This is a genomic window from Prescottella defluvii, assembly GCF_000738775.1.
Taxonomy (GTDB): domain Bacteria; phylum Actinomycetota; class Actinomycetes; order Mycobacteriales; family Mycobacteriaceae; genus Prescottella; species Prescottella defluvii.
Window position 1 is genome coordinate 93,518 of the sequence record NZ_JPOC01000016.1, and the last position, 24,028, is coordinate 117,545.

General features: G+C 70.8%; 17 protein-coding genes. 8 read left to right on the plus strand and 9 right to left on the minus strand.

Going from position 1 to position 24,028, the window contains the following annotated elements; genetic code table 11:
- Positions 1–86: 86 nt before the first annotated feature.
- The gene (locus IJ15_RS26920; protein WP_081880603.1) at positions 87–2,162 is read right to left on the minus strand and encodes a putative Ig domain-containing protein; all 2,076 of its coding nucleotides are present in this window, start codon (positions 2,160–2,162) and stop codon (positions 87–89) included.
- Between the two features lie 64 nt (positions 2,163–2,226).
- Complete coding sequence (locus tag IJ15_RS0105990; RefSeq protein WP_031937436.1) at positions 2,227–3,558, minus strand: Ig domain-containing protein; 1,332 nt, start codon at positions 3,556–3,558, stop codon at positions 2,227–2,229.
- A 654-nt stretch (positions 3,559–4,212) separates the two neighbouring features.
- On the opposite strand from IJ15_RS0105990, the gene IJ15_RS0105995 reads away from it, so the two are divergent.
- Positions 4,213–5,193 carry a R2-like ligand-binding oxidase gene (locus IJ15_RS0105995; RefSeq protein WP_031937437.1) on the plus strand — a complete coding sequence of 327 codons (981 nt, stop codon included), beginning with the start codon at positions 4,213–4,215 and terminating at the stop codon, positions 5,191–5,193.
- 26 nt (positions 5,194–5,219) lie between these two features.
- Complete coding sequence (locus tag IJ15_RS0106000; protein WP_051918540.1) at positions 5,220–6,296, plus strand: hypothetical protein; 1,077 nt, start codon at positions 5,220–5,222, stop codon at positions 6,294–6,296.
- Here IJ15_RS0106000 and IJ15_RS0106005 read toward each other — a convergent pair.
- A complete protein-coding gene (locus tag IJ15_RS0106005; protein WP_031937439.1) occupies positions 6,269–6,784 on the minus strand; it encodes a GNAT family N-acetyltransferase in 516 nt (171 codons plus the stop codon). The genes IJ15_RS0106000 and IJ15_RS0106005 overlap by 28 nt on opposite strands.
- Positions 6,785–6,817: 33 nt before the next feature.
- Entirely contained in the window at positions 6,818–7,906 is a 1,089-nt protein-coding gene (gene rsgA, locus IJ15_RS0106010) for a ribosome small subunit-dependent GTPase A (protein WP_031937440.1), read from the minus strand.
- A gap of 411 nt (positions 7,907–8,317) precedes the next feature.
- Here rsgA and IJ15_RS0106015 point away from each other — a divergent pair, with 411 nt between their 5' ends.
- Complete coding sequence (locus IJ15_RS0106015) at positions 8,318–8,668, plus strand: PLDc N-terminal domain-containing protein (RefSeq protein ID WP_031937441.1); 351 nt, start codon at positions 8,318–8,320, stop codon at positions 8,666–8,668.
- Positions 8,669–8,696: 28 nt separating this feature from the next.
- Here IJ15_RS0106015 and IJ15_RS0106020 read toward each other — a convergent pair whose 3' ends face one another.
- From IJ15_RS0106020 to IJ15_RS0106030, 3 genes are read right to left on the minus strand one after another with little or no spacing between them, the layout of a single operon-like run.
- Positions 8,697–10,493 (minus strand): NTP transferase domain-containing protein, encoded by a 1,797-nt coding sequence (locus tag IJ15_RS0106020; RefSeq protein ID WP_156112032.1) that lies wholly within the window; start codon positions 10,491–10,493, stop codon positions 8,697–8,699.
- Between the two features lie 43 nt (positions 10,494–10,536).
- Complete coding sequence (locus tag IJ15_RS0106025) at positions 10,537–10,833, minus strand: MGMT family protein (protein WP_031937443.1); 297 nt, start codon at positions 10,831–10,833, stop codon at positions 10,537–10,539.
- A 9-nt stretch (positions 10,834–10,842) separates the two neighbouring features.
- Entirely contained in the window at positions 10,843–11,619 is a 777-nt protein-coding gene (locus IJ15_RS0106030) for an alpha/beta fold hydrolase (protein ID WP_031937444.1), read from the minus strand.
- Between the two features lie 56 nt (positions 11,620–11,675).
- Between IJ15_RS0106030 and IJ15_RS0106035 the strand changes: the two genes are divergently transcribed.
- Complete coding sequence (locus tag IJ15_RS0106035) at positions 11,676–14,990, plus strand: ATP-dependent helicase (RefSeq protein WP_031937445.1); 3,315 nt, start codon at positions 11,676–11,678, stop codon at positions 14,988–14,990.
- A gap of 47 nt (positions 14,991–15,037) precedes the next feature.
- Positions 15,038–18,448, plus strand: a complete 3,411-nt coding sequence (locus tag IJ15_RS0106040) for an ATP-dependent helicase (RefSeq protein ID WP_031937446.1) — start codon at positions 15,038–15,040, stop codon at positions 18,446–18,448.
- A 12-nt stretch (positions 18,449–18,460) separates the two neighbouring features.
- Here IJ15_RS0106040 and IJ15_RS0106045 read toward each other — a convergent pair whose 3' ends face one another.
- Complete coding sequence (locus IJ15_RS0106045; RefSeq protein ID WP_031937447.1) at positions 18,461–18,856, minus strand: DoxX family protein; 396 nt, start codon at positions 18,854–18,856, stop codon at positions 18,461–18,463.
- A gap of 141 nt (positions 18,857–18,997) precedes the next feature.
- Between IJ15_RS0106045 and IJ15_RS0106050 the strand changes: the two genes are divergently transcribed.
- Together IJ15_RS0106050 and nudC are read left to right on the plus strand one after the other, a co-directional pair.
- The gene (locus IJ15_RS0106050) at positions 18,998–20,065 is read left to right on the plus strand and encodes a potassium channel family protein (protein WP_031937448.1); all 1,068 of its coding nucleotides are present in this window, start codon (positions 18,998–19,000) and stop codon (positions 20,063–20,065) included.
- Between the two features lie 54 nt (positions 20,066–20,119).
- Positions 20,120–21,034 (plus strand): NAD(+) diphosphatase, encoded by a 915-nt coding sequence (gene nudC, locus IJ15_RS0106055; RefSeq protein ID WP_031937449.1) that lies wholly within the window; start codon positions 20,120–20,122, stop codon positions 21,032–21,034.
- On the opposite strand, the gene IJ15_RS0106060 is transcribed toward nudC, so the two are convergent.
- Positions 21,031–21,255: a mycoredoxin gene (locus IJ15_RS0106060; RefSeq protein WP_031937450.1), complete on the minus strand. Its 225-nt coding sequence runs from the start codon at positions 21,253–21,255 to the stop codon at positions 21,031–21,033. The genes nudC and IJ15_RS0106060 overlap by 4 nt on opposite strands.
- 125 nt (positions 21,256–21,380) lie before the next feature.
- Between IJ15_RS0106060 and IJ15_RS0106065 the strand changes: the two genes are divergently transcribed.
- Positions 21,381–23,543: an ATP-dependent DNA helicase UvrD2 gene (locus IJ15_RS0106065; RefSeq protein ID WP_269321475.1), complete on the plus strand. Its 2,163-nt coding sequence runs from the start codon at positions 21,381–21,383 to the stop codon at positions 23,541–23,543.
- Positions 23,544–24,028: the final 485 nt, after the last annotated feature.

Below are 24,028 nucleotides of genomic sequence, written 5' to 3' on the forward strand. Positions count from 1 at the left end.
ACCCCTTCGTCGTGATTCGTCACCGGAACATACGGCACCGGGGGAACTCCGTGAGGAGTTCCCCCGGTGTTCGGGTCATCGGACCGCTACCGGGGCGATACCGATCCGGACGCCGTCTCGACGGACAGGACTGCGAACTTCACCAAGAAGCGGGCGAGGTCCACGGTCGATGCGGAGAGGTTCGCCGACGCGGTCGAACTGGACGGCGCGGGCTGCTCGGTCACCTCGAGGGTGACGGTGTGGTCGGCCGTGCCGGCACTGCTGGTGGCGGTGACGGTGAACGTGTAGGTCCCGCTCTTCGTCGGAGTTCCGGTCAGGGCCCCGTCGGGTGCGAGGGTGATTCCGTCGGGCAGGTCACCGCCGGTGAGGGTGACGGTCGGGGCCGGGAATCCGCTTGTGGTGAAGCGGAATTCGTACGGCTGATCGACTTGGGCTGCGTCGGGGGTGCCGGTGATGACGGCTGCTTGCTCGACGGTCAGTGATGCGTCGAACTGGGCGGTGCCGACGGTGTTGTCGACGTGTCCGGCGACGGTGAAGGTTCCGGTCGTGGTGGGGGTTCCGGACAGGAGACCTTCGGGGGAGAGGATGAGACCGTCGGGGAGTTCGGTTCCGGTGAATGTCGGCTTCGGGTGGCCGACGGCCGTGAACTGGAACTCGTACGGTTCACCGATCCGGGCCGCAGGCGGCGCTGCGGGGGTGACCGCGGGCTTGCGGCGGACCTCGATGGGGACGGTCAGTTCTGTGGTACCGGCGTCGGTGATTGCGGTGAAGATGTACGCGAAGCTGCCGCTGCTGGTGGGGGTTCCGCGCAAGGTATGGCCTTCGAATCTGATTCCGCCGGGCACGAAGCCGCCGACATCGATGCGGCGAGGTGTCGGATAGCCGGTCGCGGTGATCCGGTACTCGAACGGTTCACCGAAATCGGCGACCAGGTCCGGTACGGGGTCGAACACGGGCGCCTGGTGGATCTCCAGGGTCACCGGAAGATCGGCGGTGCCGGCGCTGTTGGTGGCGGTGACGGTGAACGGGTACCTGCCGCCGGTGGTGGGGGTTCCGGTGAGGGTGCCGTCCGGGCTCAGGGTGAGCCCGGACGGCAGGTCGCCGGTGTGGGTGACGGTCGGGGCCGGTGTCCCAGTCGTGGTGAAGGCGAACGAGTACGGTTCTCCGGCTGTCGCTGTCGGTGGTGTTCCGGTCACGGCAGGGACGACCGGGGTACGGAGGGCGATCGAGTGGTAGGCGCCGGCGGCGATGGCGGTGTAGCCGCTGCCGGTGGGGAGGTCGTTGCGTTGCCCGTCGCGGTTGTCACCCCAGGTGACGATGCGTCCGTCGGCGGTGAGGGCGACCGAGTAGTCGGTGCCGGCGGCGATGGCGGTGTAGCCGGCGTCGGTGGGGGTGTCGTTGCGTTGCCCGTTGCTGTTGTTGCCCCAGGCGGTGATGTGTCCGTCGGCGCCGAGGGCGATCGAGTGGAAGGTTCGGGCGGCGATGGCGGTGTAGCCGGCGTCGGTGGGGATGTCGTCGTGTTGGCCGAAGTTGTTGCCGCTGCCCCAGGTGACGATGCGTCCGTCGGCGGTGAGGGCGACCGAGTGGTAGACAGCGGCGGCGATGGCGGTGTAGCCGGCGTCGGTGGGGATGCCGTTGCGTTGCCCGCCGCTGTTGTCGCCCCAGGCGACGATGTGTCCGTCGGCGGTGAGGGCGATCGAGTGGTTGCCGCCGGCGGCGATGGCGGTGTAGCCGCCCCCCTCGGGGATGTTGTCGAGTTGCCCGAGGCCGTTGCTGCCCCAGGCGCCGATGTGTCCGTCGGCGGTGAGGGCGATCGAGTGGGCGACACCGGCGGCAATGGCGGTGTAGCCGGCGTCGGTGGGGACGTTGTTGAGTTGGCCCCGAGTGTTGTCGCCCCAGGCGGTGATGTGTCCGTCGGCGGTGAGGGCGATCGAGTGGTTGCTGCCGGCGGCGACGGCGGTGTAGCCGGTGCCGGTGGGGATGTCGTTGCGTTGGCCCAAGCTGTTGTCGCCCCAGACGGTGATCTCGCCCGGCACGGGTGAGACGTTCGAGGGTGTGGCTGTGGCCGGCGTCGCGGCCAGTGACAGGGCCACTGCCGTGGCGGTGGTGAGCAGTGCGAGCCTGCGTGTCCAGGCCCGCCGCGGTGGCGAGAGAGTGTGCATGTGGACCGTCCTTGGTAGGGGGAGGCGATCAGGGCTGCGGTTGTTCAGGGCCCACCGGTGGATGTCACCGGGGTGCGGGGTCCGCCGACGATGTCGACAGGTTCAGTGACGAGGTCGAACCGGACGGCCCCGGGGCCGGTGCCGGGTCCGGCGAGACTTCGAGAGTCACCGGAAGATCCGCCTTACCGGCGCTGTTGGTGGCGGTGACAGTGAACGCGTACGACCCGGCCCTGGTGGGGAATCCGATGAGGACGCCGGTTCGTGACAGCGTGAGTCCGTCGGGCAGGTCACCGTCGGTGACGATGACGGTCGGCGCCGGGTAGCCGTTCAGGGCGAAGCGGTACTCGTACGGCTGGTTGACCTGGGCCGTGTCCGGGGTGCCGGTGACGGTGGGGGTCTGCTCGACGGTCACGGTGAAATAGCCCACCCTTTTGTCGACACTGTTACTGAAGGGCGTCTCGAACCGGACCCGACCGGCCGTGGTGGGCGTCCCGGACAAGAGTCCAGCCGGGGAGATGGTGAGCCCGTCGGGAAGCTTGGTGGCCGTGTCGAACACGGGTTTCGGGTAGCCGGACGTCTCCAACTGGTACTCGAACGGCTCCCCGACCCGCATCGTTCTCGGCATGTCGTACCCGTTGAGCAGGCCCGGGCGCTCGAACACCTCCATCGTCACCGGAAGGTCGACTGTGCCGGTCTCGTTGGTGGCGGAGACTGTGAACAGATACTTGCCGCCGTGGAAGGGCATCCCGGTGAGTTCGCCATCGTCCGACAGTTTGAGACCGGCGGGAAGCTTGCCGAGGCTGAGGGAGACGGTCGGGGTGGGATAACCGGTGGTGGCGAACTGGTACCGGTAGTTCTCATATTGCTGCGCGATGTCGGGGGTGCCGGTGATGGTGAGCCCTTCCCCGACCGTCGGATCGAACCGGTACGTCCTGCCGCCGGCGCTGTTCGAGAGTTGCACCGAGAAGTCGGCCGGACCGACTCTGGTGGGTGTCCCGGAGAGGAGCCCGTCCGGGGAGAGAGTGAGTCCGTCGGGAAGGGCGGACGCGTTGCGGAATGTCGGTTTCGGGTACCCGGTTGCAGCGAACCGGAACTCGAACGGCTCCCCGACGAGCATCGGGGGCAGGTCCTTCTCGTTGGTCAGAGTCGGCCGCTGCCACACCGTCATCGTCACCGGAACCCTGACCTCGCCGGCCGAATTGTAGGCGATGACGGCGAAGCCGAACGTGCCTCCGGCGGTGGGGGTTCCCCTGAGAATTCCGCTGTTGATCAACCGGATCCCCGGGGGCAGGTCGTCGTAGGGGTCGAGGCGGAACCACGGAATCGGCTCTCCCTTGACGGTGAAGGCGAACTCGTAGCCCGCCCCGACCGTGGCGACCCGTGGTGTCCCGGTCACGGTGGGAGGCGTCGGCTTTCCAGCCACGGCAGGGGCAGCGCCCGCTGGTGCGACGACCGGCGACAGGAGGACCGCCCAAGCGGTAGCGAGCAGTACGAGCCTGCGTGTCCAGGCTCGCCGCGGTGGCGAGAAGGTGCGCATACGAAACGTCCTCGGTAGGGGAGATGAATCCGGGGAGGGCGGGTGGTGTCCGCCCGGAACCCCCAGTCGAATGATTGTTTGTCCACGATCCGGCTGCGGAGCGTCGACGGGTAGGGCTGTGGTCTGCACCGGGGCGCGGGCCGATTTCATCGACGATGTGGCGAGACTTCGAGTGTCACTGGAGGATCGGCCGTTCCGGCACTGCCGGTGCGGGATCGCCGAGTCGGCCGTGGCTGTAGTCGCCGCAGGCGCGCGATGGTGAAACAGTGGTGCGCATTCAGACCGTCCTTAGGTAGGGAGACGGTTCCGACGCGTACAGGGCGGTAGTGCGCACCCCGACGTGCGTAACCGGACCGAACATAGCTTGAGACAACGGTGAAAAACGGGAACTTGAACCGGAATGTCGGCTTTCGCCGTGGTGCACAGCGATGTGCAGGAAATGTCCCCGCTGCTCCGTCCGCGCACTACCGTGAGAGGTGGACGTCGGTGCCGACGAGGAAGCAGGTGTCCGAGATGACCGCGACATCGGTCGACCGTGAGGGATTCAGTTCGCTGAGGGCGGGCGGACTCAACTGGGACGCGTTCCCGCTCCGCCTGTTCGCGAAGGGCAATGCCAAGTTCTGGAATCCGTCCGATCTGGACTTCTCGAAGGACACCCGGGATTGGCAGGACCTCACCAGCGAACAGCAGCGCAGCGCGACGTACCTGTGCGCGCAGTTCGTCGCCGGAGAGGAAGCCGTCACCGAGGACATCCAGCCGTTCATGAAGGCGATGGCCGCCGAGGGCAGGTTCGGTGACGAGATGTACCTGACGCAGTTCTGCTTCGAGGAGGCCAAGCACACGGCTGTCTTCCGACGCTGGATGGACGCGGTGGGGCTCACCGGCGACCTGCACCCCTTCGTCGCGGAGAACCCCTTCTACCGCAAGCTGTTCTACGAGGAACTGCCTCACTCGCTGCGTGTCCTGGAGACGGATCCGAGCCCGTCGAATCAGATTCGGGCGTCCGTCACCTACAACCACGTCATCGAGGGCAGCCTCGCGCTCACCGGGTATTACGCGTGGCAGAAGGTGTGCACCGAACGCGACATCCTGCCCGGCATGCAGGAATTGATCAAATGTATCGGCGACGACGAACGCCGGCACATGGCCTGGGGGACATTCACGTGCCGTCGGCACGTGGCCGCCGACGACCGCAACTGGGACCTGGTGCAGGAGCGGATGGGGGAGCTGCTCCCGCATGCCCTCGGCATGATCGCGTGGGTCAACGATCAGTTCGAGGAGCAGCCGTTCGGTCTCGACCCTCAGGAGTTCGTCGACTACGCGGCCGACCGCGCGCAACGGCGCCTCGGCGCCATCGAATCCGCCCGGGGCCGTCCGGTCGAGGAGATCGACCTCGACTACTCGCCGGAGACCCTCGAGGACGAATTCGGTGCCGAGGATGCGGCGGTGATCACGCACGCCGCAGAGGACGTCGGGGTCTCAGAGAGCGCTTAATAACGGGAGCTAACGTTCCGGTTCCTATGCGTGTTCACAAGAAGTCCCGTCGACCGTCCTTCGCGCCCAGATCGGCCACGGTACTGCTCGCACTCCTCGCGGGTGTGCTGGTCGTATCCGTCGGCCTCCTCGTCGGAGGCTTCGGCACCGACTCGGGAGAGGGGACTCCCGCGGTCGCGGCCGCTGACGAGGCCGGCGCCCCCGACGATCCGTTGGCCCGTACCCGCACCAGCCTGCAGCAGGCGGGCATGCCCCTGTCGTTCCTGTCCGGAGGCGTCGACCAACTCGCGGACGGCGGCCGGCAGCTCGACGACGGCGCGAACCAACTGTCCGACGGACTCGGTCAGGCCCGTGCCGGTGCCGATCAGCTCGCGGACGGGCTGGCACAGCTGAACGGCGGGGTGGCGCAGCTCGGGGACGGCGCCGGTCAGGTCAGTGGCGGCGTCGACGAGGTGGTGGACCGCCTCGGCAGCCTCGGAGGCGTGCAGCAGGACGTCACGAATTCTCTTCGGCAGGTGGCCGATTCGCTGGCGCTCTCGCCCGACCCCGTCACGCGTGGCGCCGCCACCAGGGTCGCCGACCTGGTCGGGCAGCTCGACACCCAGGGCCTCGGCCCGGACACCCTCGCTCAGCTGCAGGCGCTCAAGAGCGGAGCGCGTCAGCTGTCGTTCGAGCTGGGCGATCCGTCCGCGCAGTTCGTCAGCGGGATGGGGCAGGTCCGTGACGGTGCACTCCAACTCAGCGAGGGCCTCGGACTGCTCGACGACGGTGGCCGCCAACTCGTCGACGGCACCGGTCAACTCGTCGACGGCACCGGACCGATCACCAACATCGTCGGCAGCCTGTCGACCAGTGTCGGCAACGCATCCGAGGCGCTGCCGACGAAGGGCGACGTCGAGGCCCGCAACGCGGCATCCGAGATGGAAGCACCTGCCGAGTCACCCATCTCGTGGTCCCGGTACCTGCTCGCGGCGTTCGCAGTGCTCGCCGCCGCCGGTGTCGCGGGAATGTGCTTCGTGCTCGGACGCCGGTCGACCGGAGCCGACGCCGCGGGTGAGGAGGCGTCGTCCGGCGGTCAGATGTCGCCGAACGGTGCGGCGTAGCGGATGGTCCCGCTCGGGATCGGGCGTCCGTCGAGGGCGAGCACCATGAGTGCCTCGTCGGGGACGTCGACGTTCATCCTCACGCCGTGTGCGGACGCGCGGACGAACCCGAACCTCGGGTAGTAGTCCGGGTGGCCGAGGACGGTCACGACGTGCTCACCGCGCTGCTTCGCGGCGTCGAGGACGGCGCGGATGGTGGCCGACCCGGCGCCGGTCCCCTGATGCTCCGGGAGCACCGAACACGGTGCCAGACACAGCGCGGGGGTGTCGCCGATGTGGCAGCGCGTGAGCAGTGCATGTCCGACCGCGTTGCCGTCGTCGTCGACGGCGAGCATCGACAAACCGTCGATCCACGCCGGATCCTGACGCAACGCGTCGACGAGGTCGGCCTCCTCGGGGGTGTCGAAGGCCGCCAGGGTGATCCGGCGGACCGACTCGATGTCGGCGGTGGTCTCGGGGCGGGTGGTCCAGTGCGGGTGAGCGTTCATGTGGTTCTTCCGTTTCGGGGGTTCGGTCGGGGGTCAGCCGCGGCGGCCGCGGACGCGATAGAGGGCCTTGATGTCGCGGGAGATGGCCTTGGCCGTCGCGGTCCGCTTGCTGGACTGACGGGCATCACCGCGGGACGCCTCCCATTCGTTCTCGCGCACCATTCTGCGGTAGCGGTCGAGTCGGTCGAGTCCGAGACGACCGTCGGTCACCGCGTCCTGGACCGCGCACCTCGGTTCGCTGCGGTGCTCGCAGTCCCGGAAGCCGCAGCCCTGGGCGAGTTCCTCGATGTCACCGAAGACGTGCTCGATGCCGTCACCGACGTCGTGCAGGCCGACGCCCCGCAACCCCGGGGTGTCGATCAGCACGCCGCCACCGGGCAGCGGGAACAGTTCCCGATGCACGGTGGTGTGCCGTCCCTTGCCGTCGGTGACGCGGACGTCGTTCGTGTCCATCCGTTCGGCGCCGAGGAGGGCATTGGTCAGCGACGACTTCCCGGCGCCGGAGGGACCGAGCAGCACGGTCGTTCCGGGGAGACGCCGAGCCAGTTCGTCGACGCCCTCGCCGGTGCGGGAACTGACGACGACGATGTCGATGCCCGGCGACAGCGCGGCCACCTCGGCGACCACCGTCGTCGGATCGCATTCGGCGACATCGGATTTGGTCAGGACCACCATCGGGGTGGCGCCGGCGTTCCAGGCCAGGACCAGCAGACGCTCGATCCGGCCGGGCTTGAGCGGGGCCGTGAGCGCGGCGACGATGCAGACGGTGTCGACGTTGGCGGCCAGAACCTGGCGATGGGACGTGCGATCCACCGACGCGCGCGCGATGACGCCGCGGCGCGGCAGCAGTGCCACGAGCCGAGGTTGCGGGCCGGGCTCGAGTACGGCCCAGTCCCCGGTGCACACCGTGTGCTCGGGGTCGGCCGTCGTGACCGCGGTGCTGTCGGCGCGAACGGCGCCGGCCTCGGTCAGCGTGTCGCATCGACCGCGGTCGACACGTGTGACGCGGGCAGGGATCAGGCCCTGGTCGGCGTGGTCGGAGAACGATCGGGCGAGCGTGTCGTCCCAGCCGAGTGCGGTGAGGTCGCAGTCGGGGGAGTGTGCGGGGTGGGATGAAGACATGGTGAGACCCTTCGGGGTGCGGGCCCCGTCCGACGGCTCGCTTCAACCCCGGCAGGCGCGCAGCGCGCACCGTCGAGAAAGGGGTGGAGTCGACTCAGACCGAGGCCCGGGGCATGAGGATGGTTCGGGCAGTGCCCACGGCAGTGGTCGTCACCGCAATCATCAACTCACCTCCCGGTCTCACTGGAACACGAACAGTCGACGCCGAGCCTAGTGACGGCCTCCGGTACTCCGCAATGTGATTTCCGCGGGTGCGCTCGAGGGGGTCCGGCCGGGGTCCCGGCACTCCCCGTGAGGGTGCCGGCGGCATTCGATAGTTGCACTACGTACCTTCGGGTTGGTTTCATCGACGGGCACGTGTGGTCGGGGACTTCACTGTGGTCGGGGACAACTGGGGAGGGTCGGCACCGAATGCCGTATCTGGGTTTGATCGTCATGGTTCTGTGGGTGTTCTGTCTGATCGACGTGATCGTCGCCGACGAGCACGCGGTGCGGGGCATCCCGAAGATCGCTTGGGCGGTCGTGGTGGTGCTGCTGCCGCTGCTGGGGTCGGTGCTGTGGCTCGTCGCCGGGCGACCGGAGGGCGGGTACGCGCCACGCCGGACCGGGGTGTCGTCGGCGTACCCCGAGTACGACCGCCCCGGCCGTCACGTCGCGCAGCATTCGGAGACGGACGAGGAATTTCTGCGTCGCTGCCGTGAACGCGCGGAGGAGCAGCGACGCATCGGCCGTCAGCAGCGGGGCGAAGGCTCGGGCGTCTGACCGTCGACCTCGGCCCGTGGATCTCGAATCAGGTCGGCAGAGGCAACAATTCGACGGTCTGACCGTCGACCGGATCCGGTGGCAGGAGCGCCAGCGCCTCCCGCCCGATCAGCCCGGCCAGATGCGAGGTGCGGACCACGGTGTCGGCGCGCCACGTGCCGTCCGGTTGCCGAACGACGGGCACGATCCGCGTGACATCGGTTCCGGCGTCCCCGGCGTTGACCACTGTGCCCGTCGCCGGCGCCGACGGCGTCCGCGCGGTGAGCCCGTCGACGATCGGCGGCAGCATCGTCAGCAGTGTCGACACCGCCGCCACGGGGTTGCCCGGCAGTCCCAGGACGACGCGACCGTCCGGTAAGGCCGCCGTCACCTGCGATCCGCCGGGTCGGCACTTCACCCGGGCCACCACGATCCGGGCGTCCGCCCGGAGCAGGGCGCCGCGCAGTTGATCGGCGGCACCGCCGCCCGTCGCGCCCACCACCACGATCACGTCGGTGTCGCGGGCATCGCGCAGCAACGCGTCGAAGCCGTCCGCGGTGTCCCGCAGGTGAGTGTCCGCAACGGTGCGAACACCGCAGTGGGCCAGCACATCCGGTAGTACCGGGCCGAGGGAGTCTCGGGTCTGCCCGTCGCGGAGGGCGCCGGCTCGGCGGATCTCGTCACCGGTCACCACGACGTGCGCGCGGACCGGACCGCGCACCGATCCGGACGTGACCTCAGCGCTCGCGGCGGCGGACACGACCGCCGGCCCGATCGCGGTGCCGGGGTTCGCGAGGTGGTGCCCGGGCTGCCAGTCCTCACCGCGACGGCGGGTGTCGTCGCGTACCGGTGTGCCCGGCCGCCGCACCACGATCTTGCCGACGGAATCCGGTGCCACATCGACGTATTCGTCACGAATGACGGCGGTCGAGCCGTCCGGGACCTGCGCGCCGGTCGCGATCCGCATCGCGTCGCCCTCGCTCAACTCCGACTCGGCGGACTCGCCCGCGTACCGGATCTCGGTGCGCAGCCGCCACGGTCCGGGACCGGACACCGCGTACCCGTCCATCGCGGAGACGTCGAAACGTGGCAGCGCCGCGGCGGCCACGACCGGCGCGGCGAGCGTCGCGCCGAGGGACTCGATCAACGGGGCATGGCGAACGGGCAAGGGCATGAGGAACTCTCGGACCGCATCCCGCGCCTGCGCGACCGTCATCGGGGACGGCACGTGAGCGGCACGGGCACGTTCGACGTCCGCGGGTGTGTCGCAGTCGGTGACGCCGGTGCACTCGACGGCGACGTGGCGGTCCGGTACCAGTGCCTTCATCGGCTGGTTCTCCCGACCGGCCAGGGCGGCGAGACGTTCGGTGAGGGCCGCCCGTCGCCACACACCGAGGAGGTACTGCAGCCGGCCCGACTCGTCGACCGCGAACGAGGCCTCCGCATCCGGGCGGGTGAGCAGCGCCGAGGCCAGCGTGCGCACCGTCGCCCGGTCCAGGCTCGGCAGGTCCGACGCGAGCACGACGACCACGCCGTCGCCGGAGCCGGGCAGCGCCGACAGGCCGGCGGACAGCGCGGCGACCGGTCCGGAACCGACCGGGGTCTCCTGCGTCTGCAGGACGCCCGGCGGCAGATCGTCCCGGCGCGGCCCGACCACCACCGTCCGATCACAGTCGGCGGCGGCGGCGAGCGCGGTGTCGAGCAGGCGGCGTCCACCGACGACGATCGCGGGCTTGTCGACACCGCCCATGCGGGTGGCGCGTCCGCCGGCGAGGACGATCGCGTCTGCGGGTTTGCCGGGTTCGCCGGGTTCGCCAGGTTCGCCGGGGAGGCCGGTGGGGGTCATGGCCCAATGTTGCCGCATCGGCGGCGGGTGCGCGGATCGGTGGTCAGAACCGGTGCCGTGCCGCGGCGAGGTCGACACGCCCGTCCCGGATCGGGACACCCTCGAGCTCGAGCCTGGCCAGTTGACGGTGCGCCAGGTGTGGCGCGGGTCGGCCCGAGGCGCCCAGCACCCGGTGCCACGGCAGGTCGGACGAGTCGGTGCGCATGATCCACCCCACCGTCCGTGGGCTGGAAAGTCCTGCAGCGGAGGCGATGTCACCGTACGTTGCGACACGGCCGGGTGGGATCGACGCGACCAGCTCGCGGACGAGTTCGATCTGTTCGTCGGTGGTGGCGGCCATGACGGTCGGTCAGAGGAGCTTGCGGACGAGGGTCGCGACGTCGTCCGGCGCCGCGTGCGCCACCATGTGGTCGCAGTCCAGGTCGAGGAGAGTCAGATCGGTCCCGAGATGCTCGGACAGTGCGGCGCGGAACTCCGCGGTCACGTACGGGGGCTGCACCCGCAGCGCCTGCACCAGCACCGTCGGGATTCCGCGCGGCGGGAGGACGAAGTCGCGGGCCATCTCGCCCCACGACGCCACGACCGCCGGGATCGACATGCGCCATCCGACCCGGCCGCCCTCGAGGTCGATCAGGTGTTCGGCGAGGTCGGCGTCGAGGGCGTCGGCGGGCACGTCGCCCCACGAGCCGTGCACCTTCTCCGACCGGGCCTCCGCGGCATCGGTGTAGTCGGGGTAGGCGACGACCAGTCCCGCGATCCGGCCCATCGTCTCGGGGTCCAGCCCGATCGCCGGGTCGAGCAGCACGATGCCCCGGATCCTCTCCGGCACCGCGCGGGCGAGGTGCAGCGCGACCGCACCACCGAACGAGTGGGCCACCACGACCACCGGCCCGGTCGCGTGCTCGTCGAGCACCCGGACGAGATCGCTCACGTGCGTGTCCAGACCCCAGGGCGGGGTCCACGGCGAGCGGCCGTGGCCGCGCAGGTCGGGGGCGATGATCCGGGCGTCGCTCAACTGGCCCGAGCCGAGGGCCTCCCACCGTCGGCCGTGCCCCGTGAGCCCGTGCAGGGCGAGCACCTCGGGCGCCCCGGGAGTGCCGAACAGGTGGGTGTGGAGACCGCGCATGTCCTTCATGATGCCGGATGCGGTCGATGTCGGACCCGTCTGGTGAGATTCTCGGCATGACCGAATCGGGCGCACGCACCAGGCCGCCGGCGGCCCCGGCCGCCCGGCTCGTCGGCCGTGCGCCGGCGGCGCCGGAAGCCCGGACGTGGGCACCCGACGCGGCGCGGGTGCTGACCGGCGCGCCGCCCGGACGCGGGTGGCATCCGTGGCAGATCCTGGGTGGGCCGGGCACCGGGAAGACGTCGCTGATCGTGGACGCCGCGGTGGCCCGGATCGTGGCCGGCGCCGACCCGGAATCGGTGCTGGTGCTGACGCAGTCGCGGCGGGCCGCAACCGCCGTCCGCGAGCAGATCACCGCCGGACTGCTGGTGGCGGAGGCCGAGACCGGCACGGAGGCCGGGCCGCGTGCGACGCGGGAACCGCTGGTGCGGACGGTGCACTCGTATGCGTTCGCGGTGCTGCGGCTGCAGGCCGCCGCGCACGGCAACCCTCCGCCGCGCCTCATCACCGGGGCCGAGCAGGATGTCGTGCTGCGCGAATTGCTGCGCGGCGACATCGCCGACGGCGGCGAGATGTGGCCCGAGCGGTTGCGGCCCGCACTGGGCATGACCGGGTTCGCGGTGGAACTGCGGAACCTGATGCTGCGGGCCAACGAGCGCGGCCTGGGCCCGGAGGACCTCATGGACCTCGGGCACGAGCACGCGAAACCCGAATGGGTGGCCGCGGGCCGGTTCGCGATGCACTACGAGCAGGGCATGCTGCTGCGCGGCGCCGTGGGCATGGAGGCCCCCGAGGCCACCGCGCCGGCGCTCGATGCCGCCGAACTCATCAGTGCGGCGCTCACCGCGTTCGCGACCGACCCCGATCTGCTGCAGCGGGAACGGGCCCGGGTCCGACACCTGCTCGTCGACGACGCGCATCACCTGGACCCGCAGGCCGCGCAGCTCGTGCGGCTCATCGGCACCGGGACCGCGATGACCGCGGTGGTGGGCGACCCCGACCAGTCGATCTTCGCCTTCCGCGGTGCCGACCCCCGGTTCCTCGCCGAGATCGCGGACCGCGGTGAGCCGGCGCAGGTGATCCTGGACACGAACTTCCGCTCGGCCCCCGAAGTCGCGGCCGTCGCGGCCCGGGTGGCCGGGTTGCTGCCCGGCAAGCCGCCGCATCGCGGGGTGAGTGTGCCGGTGCCGGATGCCGACGCGCCCGGCCGGACCGCGGTGCGGGTGCTGAGCACACCGGCGAAGGAGGCCGCGCTTGTCGCGGACACGCTGCGCCGGGCGCACCTCCTGGACGGTGTGCCGTGGTCGCAGATGGCGATCGTCGCGCGCTCGGTGCCCCGGGTGCTGCCGCCACTGCGGCGGGCACTGCTCGCGGCCGGAGTGCCCGTGACGACCGCGGCCAGCGAGTTGCCGCTGGCTCGTCAGCACGGCGTGGCCGGGCTGCTGTCGGTCATGCGGGCCCTGATCGGCGGCGAGTTCACCGGCGAGGACGCGCTGGCCCTGCTGTCCGGTCCCATCGGCGGTGCCGAACCGGTGAGCCTGCGCCGCCTGCGCCGCGGACTGCGGCGCGTGGAACTCGCGTCAGGCGGCGATCGTGATTCCGCGGAGTTGCTGCGCCGGATCATCGTCGACGGCCCCGACGCGGAGGGCGTCGAGCATGTGCTCTGCGGGCTGACCGATGTCGAATCGCTGTCCCTGCGAAGAGTGTTGAAGGTGCTGCGCCGTGCCCGGGTGCCGCTGCAGCGCGATCGCGGCATCGAGGAAGTGCTGTGGGCGGCGTGGCAGGCGACGGGACTCGAGCGCCGCTGGGCGGCGGCCTCGGCTTTCGGCGGCCCCATCGGCGCGCAGGCCGACCGTGATCTCGACGCCGTGGTCGCACTGTTCGATGCGGCGGCCGACTACGTCGACCGACTGCCGCGGGCCCAGCTGTCGGGGTTCGTGGACTACCTGGTGGAGCAGGAGATCCCGGGGTCGGCCCGGACCCGCGTCGTCGCCGAGCAGGAGACGGTCACGGTCCTCAGCGCGCACTCCGCGGCGGGCCGGCAGTGGCAGGTGGTCGCGGTCGTCGGCGTGCAGGAGGGACTGTGGCCCAGCCTCGGCGCGCGGGGCACGCTGCTCGGCACCGAGGCCCTGATCGACCTCACCAGCGGTGTCGGGGAGATCGACGCGACGCTGTCCCGCACGGCGCCACTGCTCGCCGAGGAGCGTCGCCTGTTCCTGGTCGCCTGCAGTCGGGCACGGTCGTCGCTGCTGGTGACCGCCGTGGACTCGTCGAGCGGCGACGCCGAACTGGTGCGCTCCCGCTTCGTCGACGACCTGCTCCGCGGTGACGAGGACGACGACGAGGACGTGCCGGTCGCGTTGCAGGACACCCCGCGGGTGCTGGCACTGCCCGCGCTCGTCGCGGAACTGCGCAGCGTCGTGTGCGATCCGGACATCGCCCGGTCCGACCCGCAGCGGCAGCAGCGCGCGGCGCACCAACTCGCGCGGCTCGCCGAGGCCGGAGTGCGCGGAGCGCACCCGGACCAGTGGTACGGCACGGCCGAGCCGAGTTCCGATGTGGGGCTGTGGGATCCGCAGGACGGCCCGGTGCCGCTGTCGCCGTCCACCATCGAGCTGCTCACCAACTGTCCGCTGCGCTGGATGCTGGAGCGGCACGGCGGCAGCGACGGCGACACCACGCACGCGATCGCCGGCACCCTCGTCCACACGCTGGTGCAGGCGCTCGCCGGACACATCCCGCCGGACCAGGTGGACCGTGCGCTCGAATCGGCCTGGGATTCGGTCGACCTGGGCTCGCAGTGGTACTCGCGGCGCGAACTCGAACGCACCCGCGGCATGCTCGACTCGTTCGCGAACTGGTTGCGCGGTACGCGTTCCGAACTCACCGAGGTGGGCGTCGAGGTCGCCGTGGACGGGGTCCTCGAGCCACGCGTCGAGGGCGACACGCAGGTGCGGATCCGCGGCCGCATCGACCGGCTCGAGCGCGACCCCGACGGCCGCCCGGTGATCATCGACGTCAAGACCGCGAAGGCCGCGGTCACGAAGGATCAGGCGCAGCAGCACGCGCAGCTCGCGGCATACCAGGTGGCGGCCGCCCACGGGGCCGTCGAGGGCGAGCCGGCGGCGCGGCCCGGCGGCGCGCGGTTGGTGTTCGTCGCCAAGCCGCACAAGAAGGAAGGCGCCACCCAGCGGGTCCAGGAGCCGCTGGACGACGAGGGTCTCGCCCTGTGGGAGAACGCGATCCATGCCGCCGCCGCGGCCACGCGCGGGCCCAGGTTCGTGGCGCGGATCAACGACAGTTGCAGGCATTGCCCGGTGCTCTCGAGCTGCCCGGCACACGACGAGGGACGGCAGGTGACGTCGGAGTGAGTACGGCAGCGCACGCATTCGGGAAGCGACCCCGCGTCAGCCCCGCCATGCTGGCGGAGGCCCTGGGGCAGAAGTTCGCGCCCACCGCCGAGCAGGCCGCCGTCATCGAGGCGCCACTGGGACCCACACTCGTCGTGGCCGGGGCGGGCGCGGGCAAGACCGAGACGATGGCCGCCCGCGTCGTGTGGCTGGTCGCGAACGGCCTGGTCGAGCCCGAACAGGTGCTCGGTCTGACGTTCACCCGCAAGGCCGCGCAGCAGCTCACCGCCCGGATCCGCAAGCGGCTCGCCACCCTGGCCGGGTCCACCCTGGTCCGTGACCTCGACCCCAGCGGCGGTCTGCGGTCCCGGATCCTGGGGAGCGAACCCGAGGTCAGTACCTACCACTCGTATGCCGGACGACTGCTCACCGAGCACGGGCTGCTGCTGCCGATCGAACCGTCCGCGACCCTGCTGTCGGAGACCGAGCTGTGGCAGTTGGCGTATCGGGTGGTCAGTGCGTGGGACGGCGACCTCGACACCGACCGCAACCCGGCGTCGATCACCGAGTCGGTGCTCGCGCTGTCCGGACAACTCGCCGAGCACCTCGTCGAACCGGACGATCTGCGGGAGGCGCACACCGAACTCGACAAGCTGATCCACGCCCTCCCGGCCGGACCGAAGCAGCGCGGGGGACCGTCGAAGACGCTGCTCGACCTGCTCGAGGTGCAGCACCAGCGTCTCGACCTGCTGCCGCTGGTGCGCCGGCTCGCGGACACGTTGCGCCGCGAGGGTGCGCTGGACTTCGGCAGTCAGATGTCACTGGCGGCGCGGGTCGCGTCCGAGCATCCCGAAGTGGGACGCAGTGAGCGGGCACGCTTCCGGGTGGTGCTGCTCGACGAGTACCAGGACACCGGCCACGCGCAGCGGGTGCTGCTGTCGTCGCTGTTCGGTGGCGGCGAGGACGCCGGCCTGGCGCTGACCGCGGTGGGCGACCCGATGCAGTCGATCTACGGCTGGCGCGGGGCCTCCGCCGCCAACCTGCCGCGGTTCGCCACCGACTTCCCGCTCGCCGACGGCCGACCCGCGCCCAAGCTCGAGTTGCTCACCAGCTGGCGCAACCCGCCGGAAGCCCTCGCGCTCGCGAACATGGTGTCGGATCCGTTGCGCGACAGGGGAGTCGAGGTCAGCATGCTGCGGGCCCGTCCCGGCGCGGTGCCCGGCGACGTGCGGCTCGCGCTGCTCGACACGGTCGATGCGGAACGGGTCTGGGTGGCCGATCGCATCGCCGAGCAGTGCGAGGCCGGACGGTCCGAGAACGGCAAACAGCCCACCGCCGCAGTGCTGGTGCGGCGCAACGCCGACGCCGCACCGATCGCCGAGGAACTTCGGGCCCGGGGCCTGGCGGTGGAGGTCGTCGGCCTCGGCGGTCTGCTGCACACCCCGGAGGTCGCGGACGTCGTGGCGATGCTGCGGCTCGTCGCCGACCCGATGGCCGGCAGTGCCGCGGTACGCGTCCTCACCGGCGCACGCTGGCAGATCGGTGCCGCCGACCTGCGGGCGCTGTGGAAGCGGGCCGGCGAGTTGGGCATCCGCACCGGCTTCGGTGCCGCGGGCGCCGTCACCGACACCGCCGCCCTGGACGAGGCCCTCGGCAGCGCGCTGCCGGGAGAGCAGGCCGAGCAGGCCGGGCTGGCCGACGCCCTCGCCGATCCCGGCCCGGCCGGCCGGTACTCGGAGGCCGGCTACGTCCGGATCTGCGCGGTCGCGGCCGAACTGGCGTCGCTACGGGAACGGCTCGGCCAGCCGCTCACCGAACTGGTCGCCGAGGTGGAACGCGTGATCGGCATCGGGATCGAGGCGCAGGCCCGCACCCGGTCCGGCGAGGTGGGCGGCGCCGGCCGCGAGCACCTCGACGCGTTCGCCGACGTCGTGTCCGGCTACGCCAACCGCACGTCCGCGACGCTGACCGGCCTGCTGTCGTTCCTCGCCGCCGCCGAACACGTCGAGAACGGTCTCGCCCCCGGCGAGATCGAGGTCGCGCAGGACCGCGTGCAGATCCTCACCGTGCATTCCGCGAAGGGACTCGAATGGGAGGTCGTGGCCGTGCCGCACCTCACCGCGGGCGTGTTCCCGTCCACCCAGGCATCGGCGACGTGGCTCGGCTCGGTGGCCGAGCTGCCACCCACACTGCGCGGCGACCGTGCCTTCGACGGTGAATCCGCTGACGGCGTACCGGTTCTCGACCTCGAGGACCTGTACAACCGCAAGGATCTCGAGGACGTGATCACCGGCCACAAGAAGGCGCTGGGCACCCGGCGGCTCGACGAGGACCGCCGCCTGTTCTACGTCGCGCTCACCCGCACCGAGCGGGCACTGTTCGTGTCGGGGCACCACTGGGCCGAGTCCGGCTCCGAGCCGAAGGGGCCCTCGCCGTTCCTGCTCGAACTGCACGACCTGATCTCGACGTGGGACGGCGACCCGCTCGGCGTCGTCGACGAGTGGGCCCCGGCCCCCGCCGACGGCAGCGAGAACCCGCTGACCGCGACACCCCGGACGGCGGACTGGCCGCCGGATCCGCTGGGCCGACGACGCGCAGACGTCGAGCGCGGCGCGGCAGCGGTGCGGGAGGCCCTCGCGGCCCTCGGCAAGACCGGACCGGCGGTGCCCGAGCCGGCATCCGAACCGCCCGAGCCCTCCGAGCCCTCCGAACCTGAGGCCGGGTTCGACTCCGCACCGGACCCGCTCGACGACCCCGACAACTGGGCCGCCGATGTGGACGCACTGCTCGCCGAGCGCAACGCGCGGGTGTCGGGTCCGGCGGAGGTCGCGCTGCCGGCGCAGCTGTCGGTGAGTCAGCTCGTCGATCTCGCGGCGGACCCGGACGCGCTGGCCGCGCGGCTGCGTCGACCGTTGCCGTTCCCGCCGAACCCGTTGGCCCGGCGCGGAACCGCGTTCCACGCCTGGGTGGAACAGCGATTCGGGGCCACGCGGCTGCTCGACTTCGACGAACTGCCCGGCGCCGCCGACACCGGCGTGGGCACCGAGACGGAACTGGCGCTGCTGCAGGACGCGTTCCTGCGATCGCAGTGGGCGGACCGCAACCCCGTCGAGGTGGAGGTGCCGTTCGAGACGTCCGTCGCGGGGACGGTGCTGCGCGGCCGGATCGACGCCGTCTTCGCCGACCCGGACGGCGGCTGGACCGTCATCGACTGGAAGACCGGCGCGGAGCCGTCGGCCGCGAACGAGAAATCCGTCGTGATGCAGTTGGCCGCGTACCGGCTGGCGTGGGCGGAACTGATGGCGGCCCGGCAGTCGCACGCCACGGGCCGTCCCGCCGCGCCGCCGCTCGACAAGGTGCGGGCCGCGTTCCACTACGTGCGCACCGGACGCACGATCGCCCCGGAGAACCTTCCCGACGCAGACGAATTGGCGCGGCTGATCGCCACCGCGGGGGCGGAGCAGGAATCCGGACAGTGAACCCGGGCCCGGTCACCCGGCGTTGCGGCGGGCCTTCAGTGCCTCGGTGACCAACGGGATCTGGAGGGGGAGCCGGGCCACCGCGGCGGCTTTGGCCGGCGTCGAGATGCGGTCCGATCGCAGCCAGCTGACGGCCATCTGCACGTTCGCGGGGAACACCGCGACGAACAGTGCGGCGGCGAGGGCACCACCGAGCCGACGCGTGCGGGGCACGGCGAGGGCTGTCGCCGTCGCGAGTTCGGCCACCCCGGAGACATACGTGTAGGTGCGTGCCCGTCCCGGCAGGACCGTGGGCACGATCGCGTCGAACGGCTGGGGCATCGCGAAGTGGAGGCTCCCGGAGCCGAACAGCAACACGGCCAGTCGGATGGCGGGGGCTCGGCTCGAACGGTTCGGGTTCGACGGCATACCGACACACTGCCCGACCGCGCGCCGACCCGCCACCGCTCGCCGCGCCGCCCGCCTCTGCCCGGGCATTCCGCGATCCCGGCAACCGGGGCTAGGCTGCGATCCGATGTTCGACACCCAGCAGGCGATAGGAACGAGTGGATGCCCGGTAGGTTGAGTGCGCGTTTCCGCAACTCGGACACGCTGACGGATCGGCCGGACTTCGCACTCGTCGGCGTCCTCAAGGTGCCGGAGTTGCAGACCTCCCCGGCCCGTGCCATCGCCCGGCGCGTCTCGTACGCGCTCGCAGCGCTGACACTCGCGGTGGTGGTGGTCTACATCGACCGGGACGGCTACAAGGATGCGCAGGACAATTCGTTGTCGCTGCTGGACTGCATCTACTACGCGACGGTGTCCCTGTCCACCACGGGATACGGCGACATCACCCCGATCACCCCGGAAGCGCGACTGATCAACGTCCTGGTCATCACGCCGCTCCGGATCTTCTTCCTCATCGTGCTGGTCGGTACGACCCTCTCGGCGCTCACCGAGAGTTCCCGCCAGACATTCAAGATCCAGCGTTGGAGGCATCGCGTGCGCAACCACACCGTCGTCGTCGGATTCGGCACCAAGGGGCGCACCGCCATCGACGCGATGCTCGGTGACGGCATCGTGCCGTCGGACATCGTGGTCGTCGACACCGATCAGGTGGTCCTGGACGCCGCCGCGAGCCTGGGCCTGGTGACCGTCCACGGATCGGCCACCAAGTCCGACGTCCTGCGTCTGGCCGGTGTGCAGAACGCCGCATCGATCATCGTGGCCGCGAACCGCGACGACACCGCGGTGCTCGTCACCCTCACCGCCCGGGAGCTGGCGCCGAAGGCGAAGATCGTCGCCGCGATCCGGGAGACCGACAACGCCCACCTGCTGCGCCAGTCCGGCGCCGACTCGGTGGTGGTCTCGTCGGAGACGGCGGGCAGGTTGCTCGGGATCGCCCGCACCACCCCGAGCGTCGTGGAGATGGTCGAGGACCTGCTCACGCCCGAGGCCGGGTTCGCGATAGCCGAGCGCGAGGTCGAACCCGAGGAGGTCGGCGGCTCGCCGCGGCACCTGTCGGACATCGTGCTCGGTGTCGTGCGTGACGGCCGCCTGCTGCGGGTCGGTTCGCCCGAGGTGGATGCCGTCGAGGCCGACGACCTCCTGCTGTACATCCGGCGCGTCCCCAACTGATCCACGAGGCCGGCGCCGGGGTGGTGGCGGCGGCGTCGCAGTAGGGTCGTTGCCGTGCCCGACTTCACACTGATCGAAACACCTCTGCTGTCCCGCGCGGCCGTCGACCGCGCCGAGGAATTGCGTTCGGACACCGACGCTTTGCGTGCGGGGTGGGCGGACGCCTTGCTGCTGCGGGTGAACCACCGCGGCCAGTTCCGGGTGGCCGACGGTGATCTGGCCCTGGAACCGGCGACCTCGTGGTCGGGGGAACCGGCCGCCGGTGCGGTGTTCCTGGGGTTGCGCGGCGACCGGCACGTCTGGGCGGTGCGGGTTCCGGCGATGACGGGGGAACTGGGGGACCTGCGGATGCTCGGGCACCGTCTCGACCAGTCGAGTGCGGGCCTGGCCACCACGGCCGTCGCCTTGCTGAACTGGCACGACCACGCCGGATTCAGTGCCATCGACGGCGCGCCGACGGAGCCGACGATGTCGGGATGGTCCCGGATCAGCACCAGCACCGGACACGAGGAGTTCCCGCGTACCGATCCCGCCGTGATCTGCCTCGTCCACGACGGAGCCGACCGGGTGCTGCTGGCCCGTCAGCCCAGTTGGCCGCCGCGGATGTTCTCGGTGCTGGCCGGATTCGTCGAGACCGGCGAGTCGCTCGAGACCTGTGTGATCCGCGAGATCCGTGAGGAAGTGGGGGTGGAGGTGTCCGACGTCCGCTACCTGGGCAGCCAGCCGTGGCCGTTCCCGCGGTCGGTGATGATCGGTTTCGCGGCCGTCGGCGACCCCGCCGCCGCGTTGACGTTCGCGGACGGCGAGATCGCCGAGGCGCACTGGTTCACCCGCGACCAGGTCCGGGCGGCGCTCGGTGCCGGCGACTGGGCGTCCGGCGCCCGCGAAGGAGCGGAGGCCGAGTTGCTGCTGCCCGGGTCGATCTCGATCGCCCGGGTGATGGTCGAGTCCTGGGCGAAAGCCGACTAGAGCCCGAGAGCCTTCTTCACCTGGGCGAGCGACGGGTTGGTGGCGGTGCTGCCGTCGGCGTACTTGACGGTGGGGACGACGTGGTTGCCGCCGTTGACGCTGCCGACGAAGTCGGCGGACGCGGGATCGTGCTCGATGTCGATCTCGGTGTACGAGATGCCGTTCTCGTCGAGCTGCTTCTTGAGACGACGGCAGTAGCCGCACCAGGTGGTCGAGTACATGGTCAGGGCGGGAGCTTCGGTAGTCACGGCGCCTATAACACCACGGTCGGTTCGGACTGTTCCCGTGCGGGCGCACGTCACACACGGCGTGGGTGCGGGTGGTGATGTCGGTGCGCCCTGAGAGTATGGACGGCATGTCAGCGGATGCCTTCCCGGAAACGCGGCCCGACGAGGGTCTGGATCCGCAGCAGTCGGCCGCGGTCCGTGCGCCGCGCGGCCCGGTCTGTGTCCTCGCGGGAGCCGGCACCGGCAAGACCCGCACCATCACGCGCCGGATCGCGCATCTCGTCGCGGGTGGGCACGTGTCGGCGGGGCAGGTGCTGGCGGTGACGTTCACTGCGCGCGCGGCGGGGGAGATGCGTGGCCGCCTCCGCGACCTCGGCATCGGGGGCGGCGGCCAGCAGGTGCAGGCCCGCACGTTCCACGCCGCGGCACTGCGTCAGCTCAAGTACTTCTGGCCGCAGGTGATCGGCGACACCGAGTGGCGGCTGCTCGATCGCAAGTTCCAGATCGTCGGGCAGGCCGCGAGCCGGGCGGGGCTGTCCACCAGCACCGAGTCCGTCCGCGACCTCGCGAGCGAGATCGAGTGGGCCAAGGGCTCGTTGGTGGCGCCCGAGGACTACGCGGCCGCCGCGGCGCGGGCACGGCGCGAGATCCCAGCCGACCCCGCCAAGGTCGCCGCCGTCTTCGCCGGCTACGAGGAACTCAAGTCCCGCAACTACGACGGCATGCTGCTCGATTTCGACGACCTCCTGATGTTGACGGCCGCCGCGCTCGAGGAGCACTCCTCGGTCGCCGAGGAGTTCCGGGACCGGTACCGCTGCTTCGTCGTCGACGAGTACCAGGACGTGACCCCGCTGCAGCAGCGCGTGCTCGACGCGTGGCTGGGGGAGCGGGACGACCTCACCGTCGTCGGTGACGCGAACCAGACCATCTACTCCTTCACCGGAGCCACCCCCAAGTACCTGCTGGACTTCTCGCGTCGGTTCCCGGACGCGACCGTCGTCCGCCTCGAACGGGACTACCGGTCCACCCCCGAGGTCGTCTCCCTCGCGAACCGCGTCATCGGGGAGGCGCGCGGTCGCATCGCCGGAACCCGTCTGCAGTTGATCGGGCAGCGGCCGTCCGGACCCGAACCGACCTTCGCCGAGTACGACGACGAGCCCGCCGAGGCCGCCGCGGTGGCACGGCAGATCAAGAAGCTCATCGAGCAGGGCGTCGAACCTGCCGAGATCGCGGTGCTGTACCGCATCAACGCGCAGTCCGAGGTCCACGAGCAGGCGCTCACCGAGGCCGGCATCCCGTACCAGGTGCGCGGCGGCGAGGGCTTCTTCACCCGCCAGGAGGTGCGGCAGGCGATCAACGCGCTCCGGCAGGTGGCGGGCCGCGACGATCTGCCCGAGGGCGCCGACACCGGCGAAGCGCTGGTGACGCTGGTGCGAGCGGTGCTGGTCCCGTTGGGACTCACCGACGAGGAGCCCGCCGGTGTGCAGGCCCGCGAGCGGTGGGGGTCGCTCACCGCGCTGGTGGCGCTCACCGAGGAGCAGCTCGTGCACGACCCGCAGCTCACCCTCGGTGGGCTGCTCGCGGAGCTGGCGGCGCGTTCCGAGGCCCGGCACCCACCGGTCGTGCAGGGCGTCACGCTGGCGTCGCTGCACGCCGCCAAGGGACTCGAGTGGGACGCGGTGTTCCTGGTCGGGCTCACCGAGGGCACGCTGCCGATCATGCACGTCCTCGGTGACTCCAAGTCGCCCGACGACGAGGCCGGGATCGAGGAGGAGCGCCGCCTGCTGTACGTCGGCGTGACCCGCCCCCGTGTCCATCTGGCGCTGTCGTGGGCGCTCGCGCGCAACGAGGGCGGGCGCAAGTCCCGTCGCCGGTCCCGCTTCCTCACCAATGTGATCCCGGACGATTCGCCGGCGTCCCGGATCGCCAAGCCCCCACGGTCCAGCCGGCAGCGCCCACGGTGCCGCGTGTGCGGCAAGCCGCTCGTCGACGCGACGGCCCACACGCTCGGCCGCTGCGAGGGCTGCCCGTCGAATCTCGATGTGGAGTTGTTCGAGGCGCTCAAGGAGTGGCGTCGGGAGACGTCGCGGGAGATGAAGGTGCCCGCTTACGTGGTGTTCACCGACAACACGCTCCAGGCGATCGCCGAGCAGCAACCGCAGGACGAGGGCGCGCTCACCGCGATCTCCGGGATCGGCGCCAAGAAACTCGAACGGTTCGGCGAGGAGGTTCTCGCGGTGGTTCGCGGCGAGTGGTCGGCGGAGACACTGGATCTGACCTGACCGGCGATCGGCGGTAAAACTGCAGGTCAAAAATAACTTGTGTGGTCTCTACGGGTTGCATACCCTGGACTGCACGCCACGGGGAAACTCGTGTGCGGTGACAATGTCGGCAACGAGATGAAAGGGAGGTGGCAACGATGAACGATTGGAACGCAACTGCGGCACGTGCATCGGTGCCCGCATTCGCATGCGCCTACCTCCCTGCTGCCGAACAGGCCGCCGCGAGGTACGCGGCGAGCGCACCGCACGCCATCCGACTGCGCGCAGCAGGAATCCGCGCCGCAGCACCTGCAGCAGCAGCCCCCGCATCCGTGTCCAGGAGCAGGCACCGAACTTCTATTCGGTAGGCACCCGCCCTTCCTCTCGAGGCCACGGATCGCACAGCGAACCGTGGCCTTCGTGTTTCGAGCATCATCGCTCCAGGCCTTCGCCCGCGGTTCGCGAAACCCCGACAGCCGGCACCAGCCGCGAACGAAATACGCGAA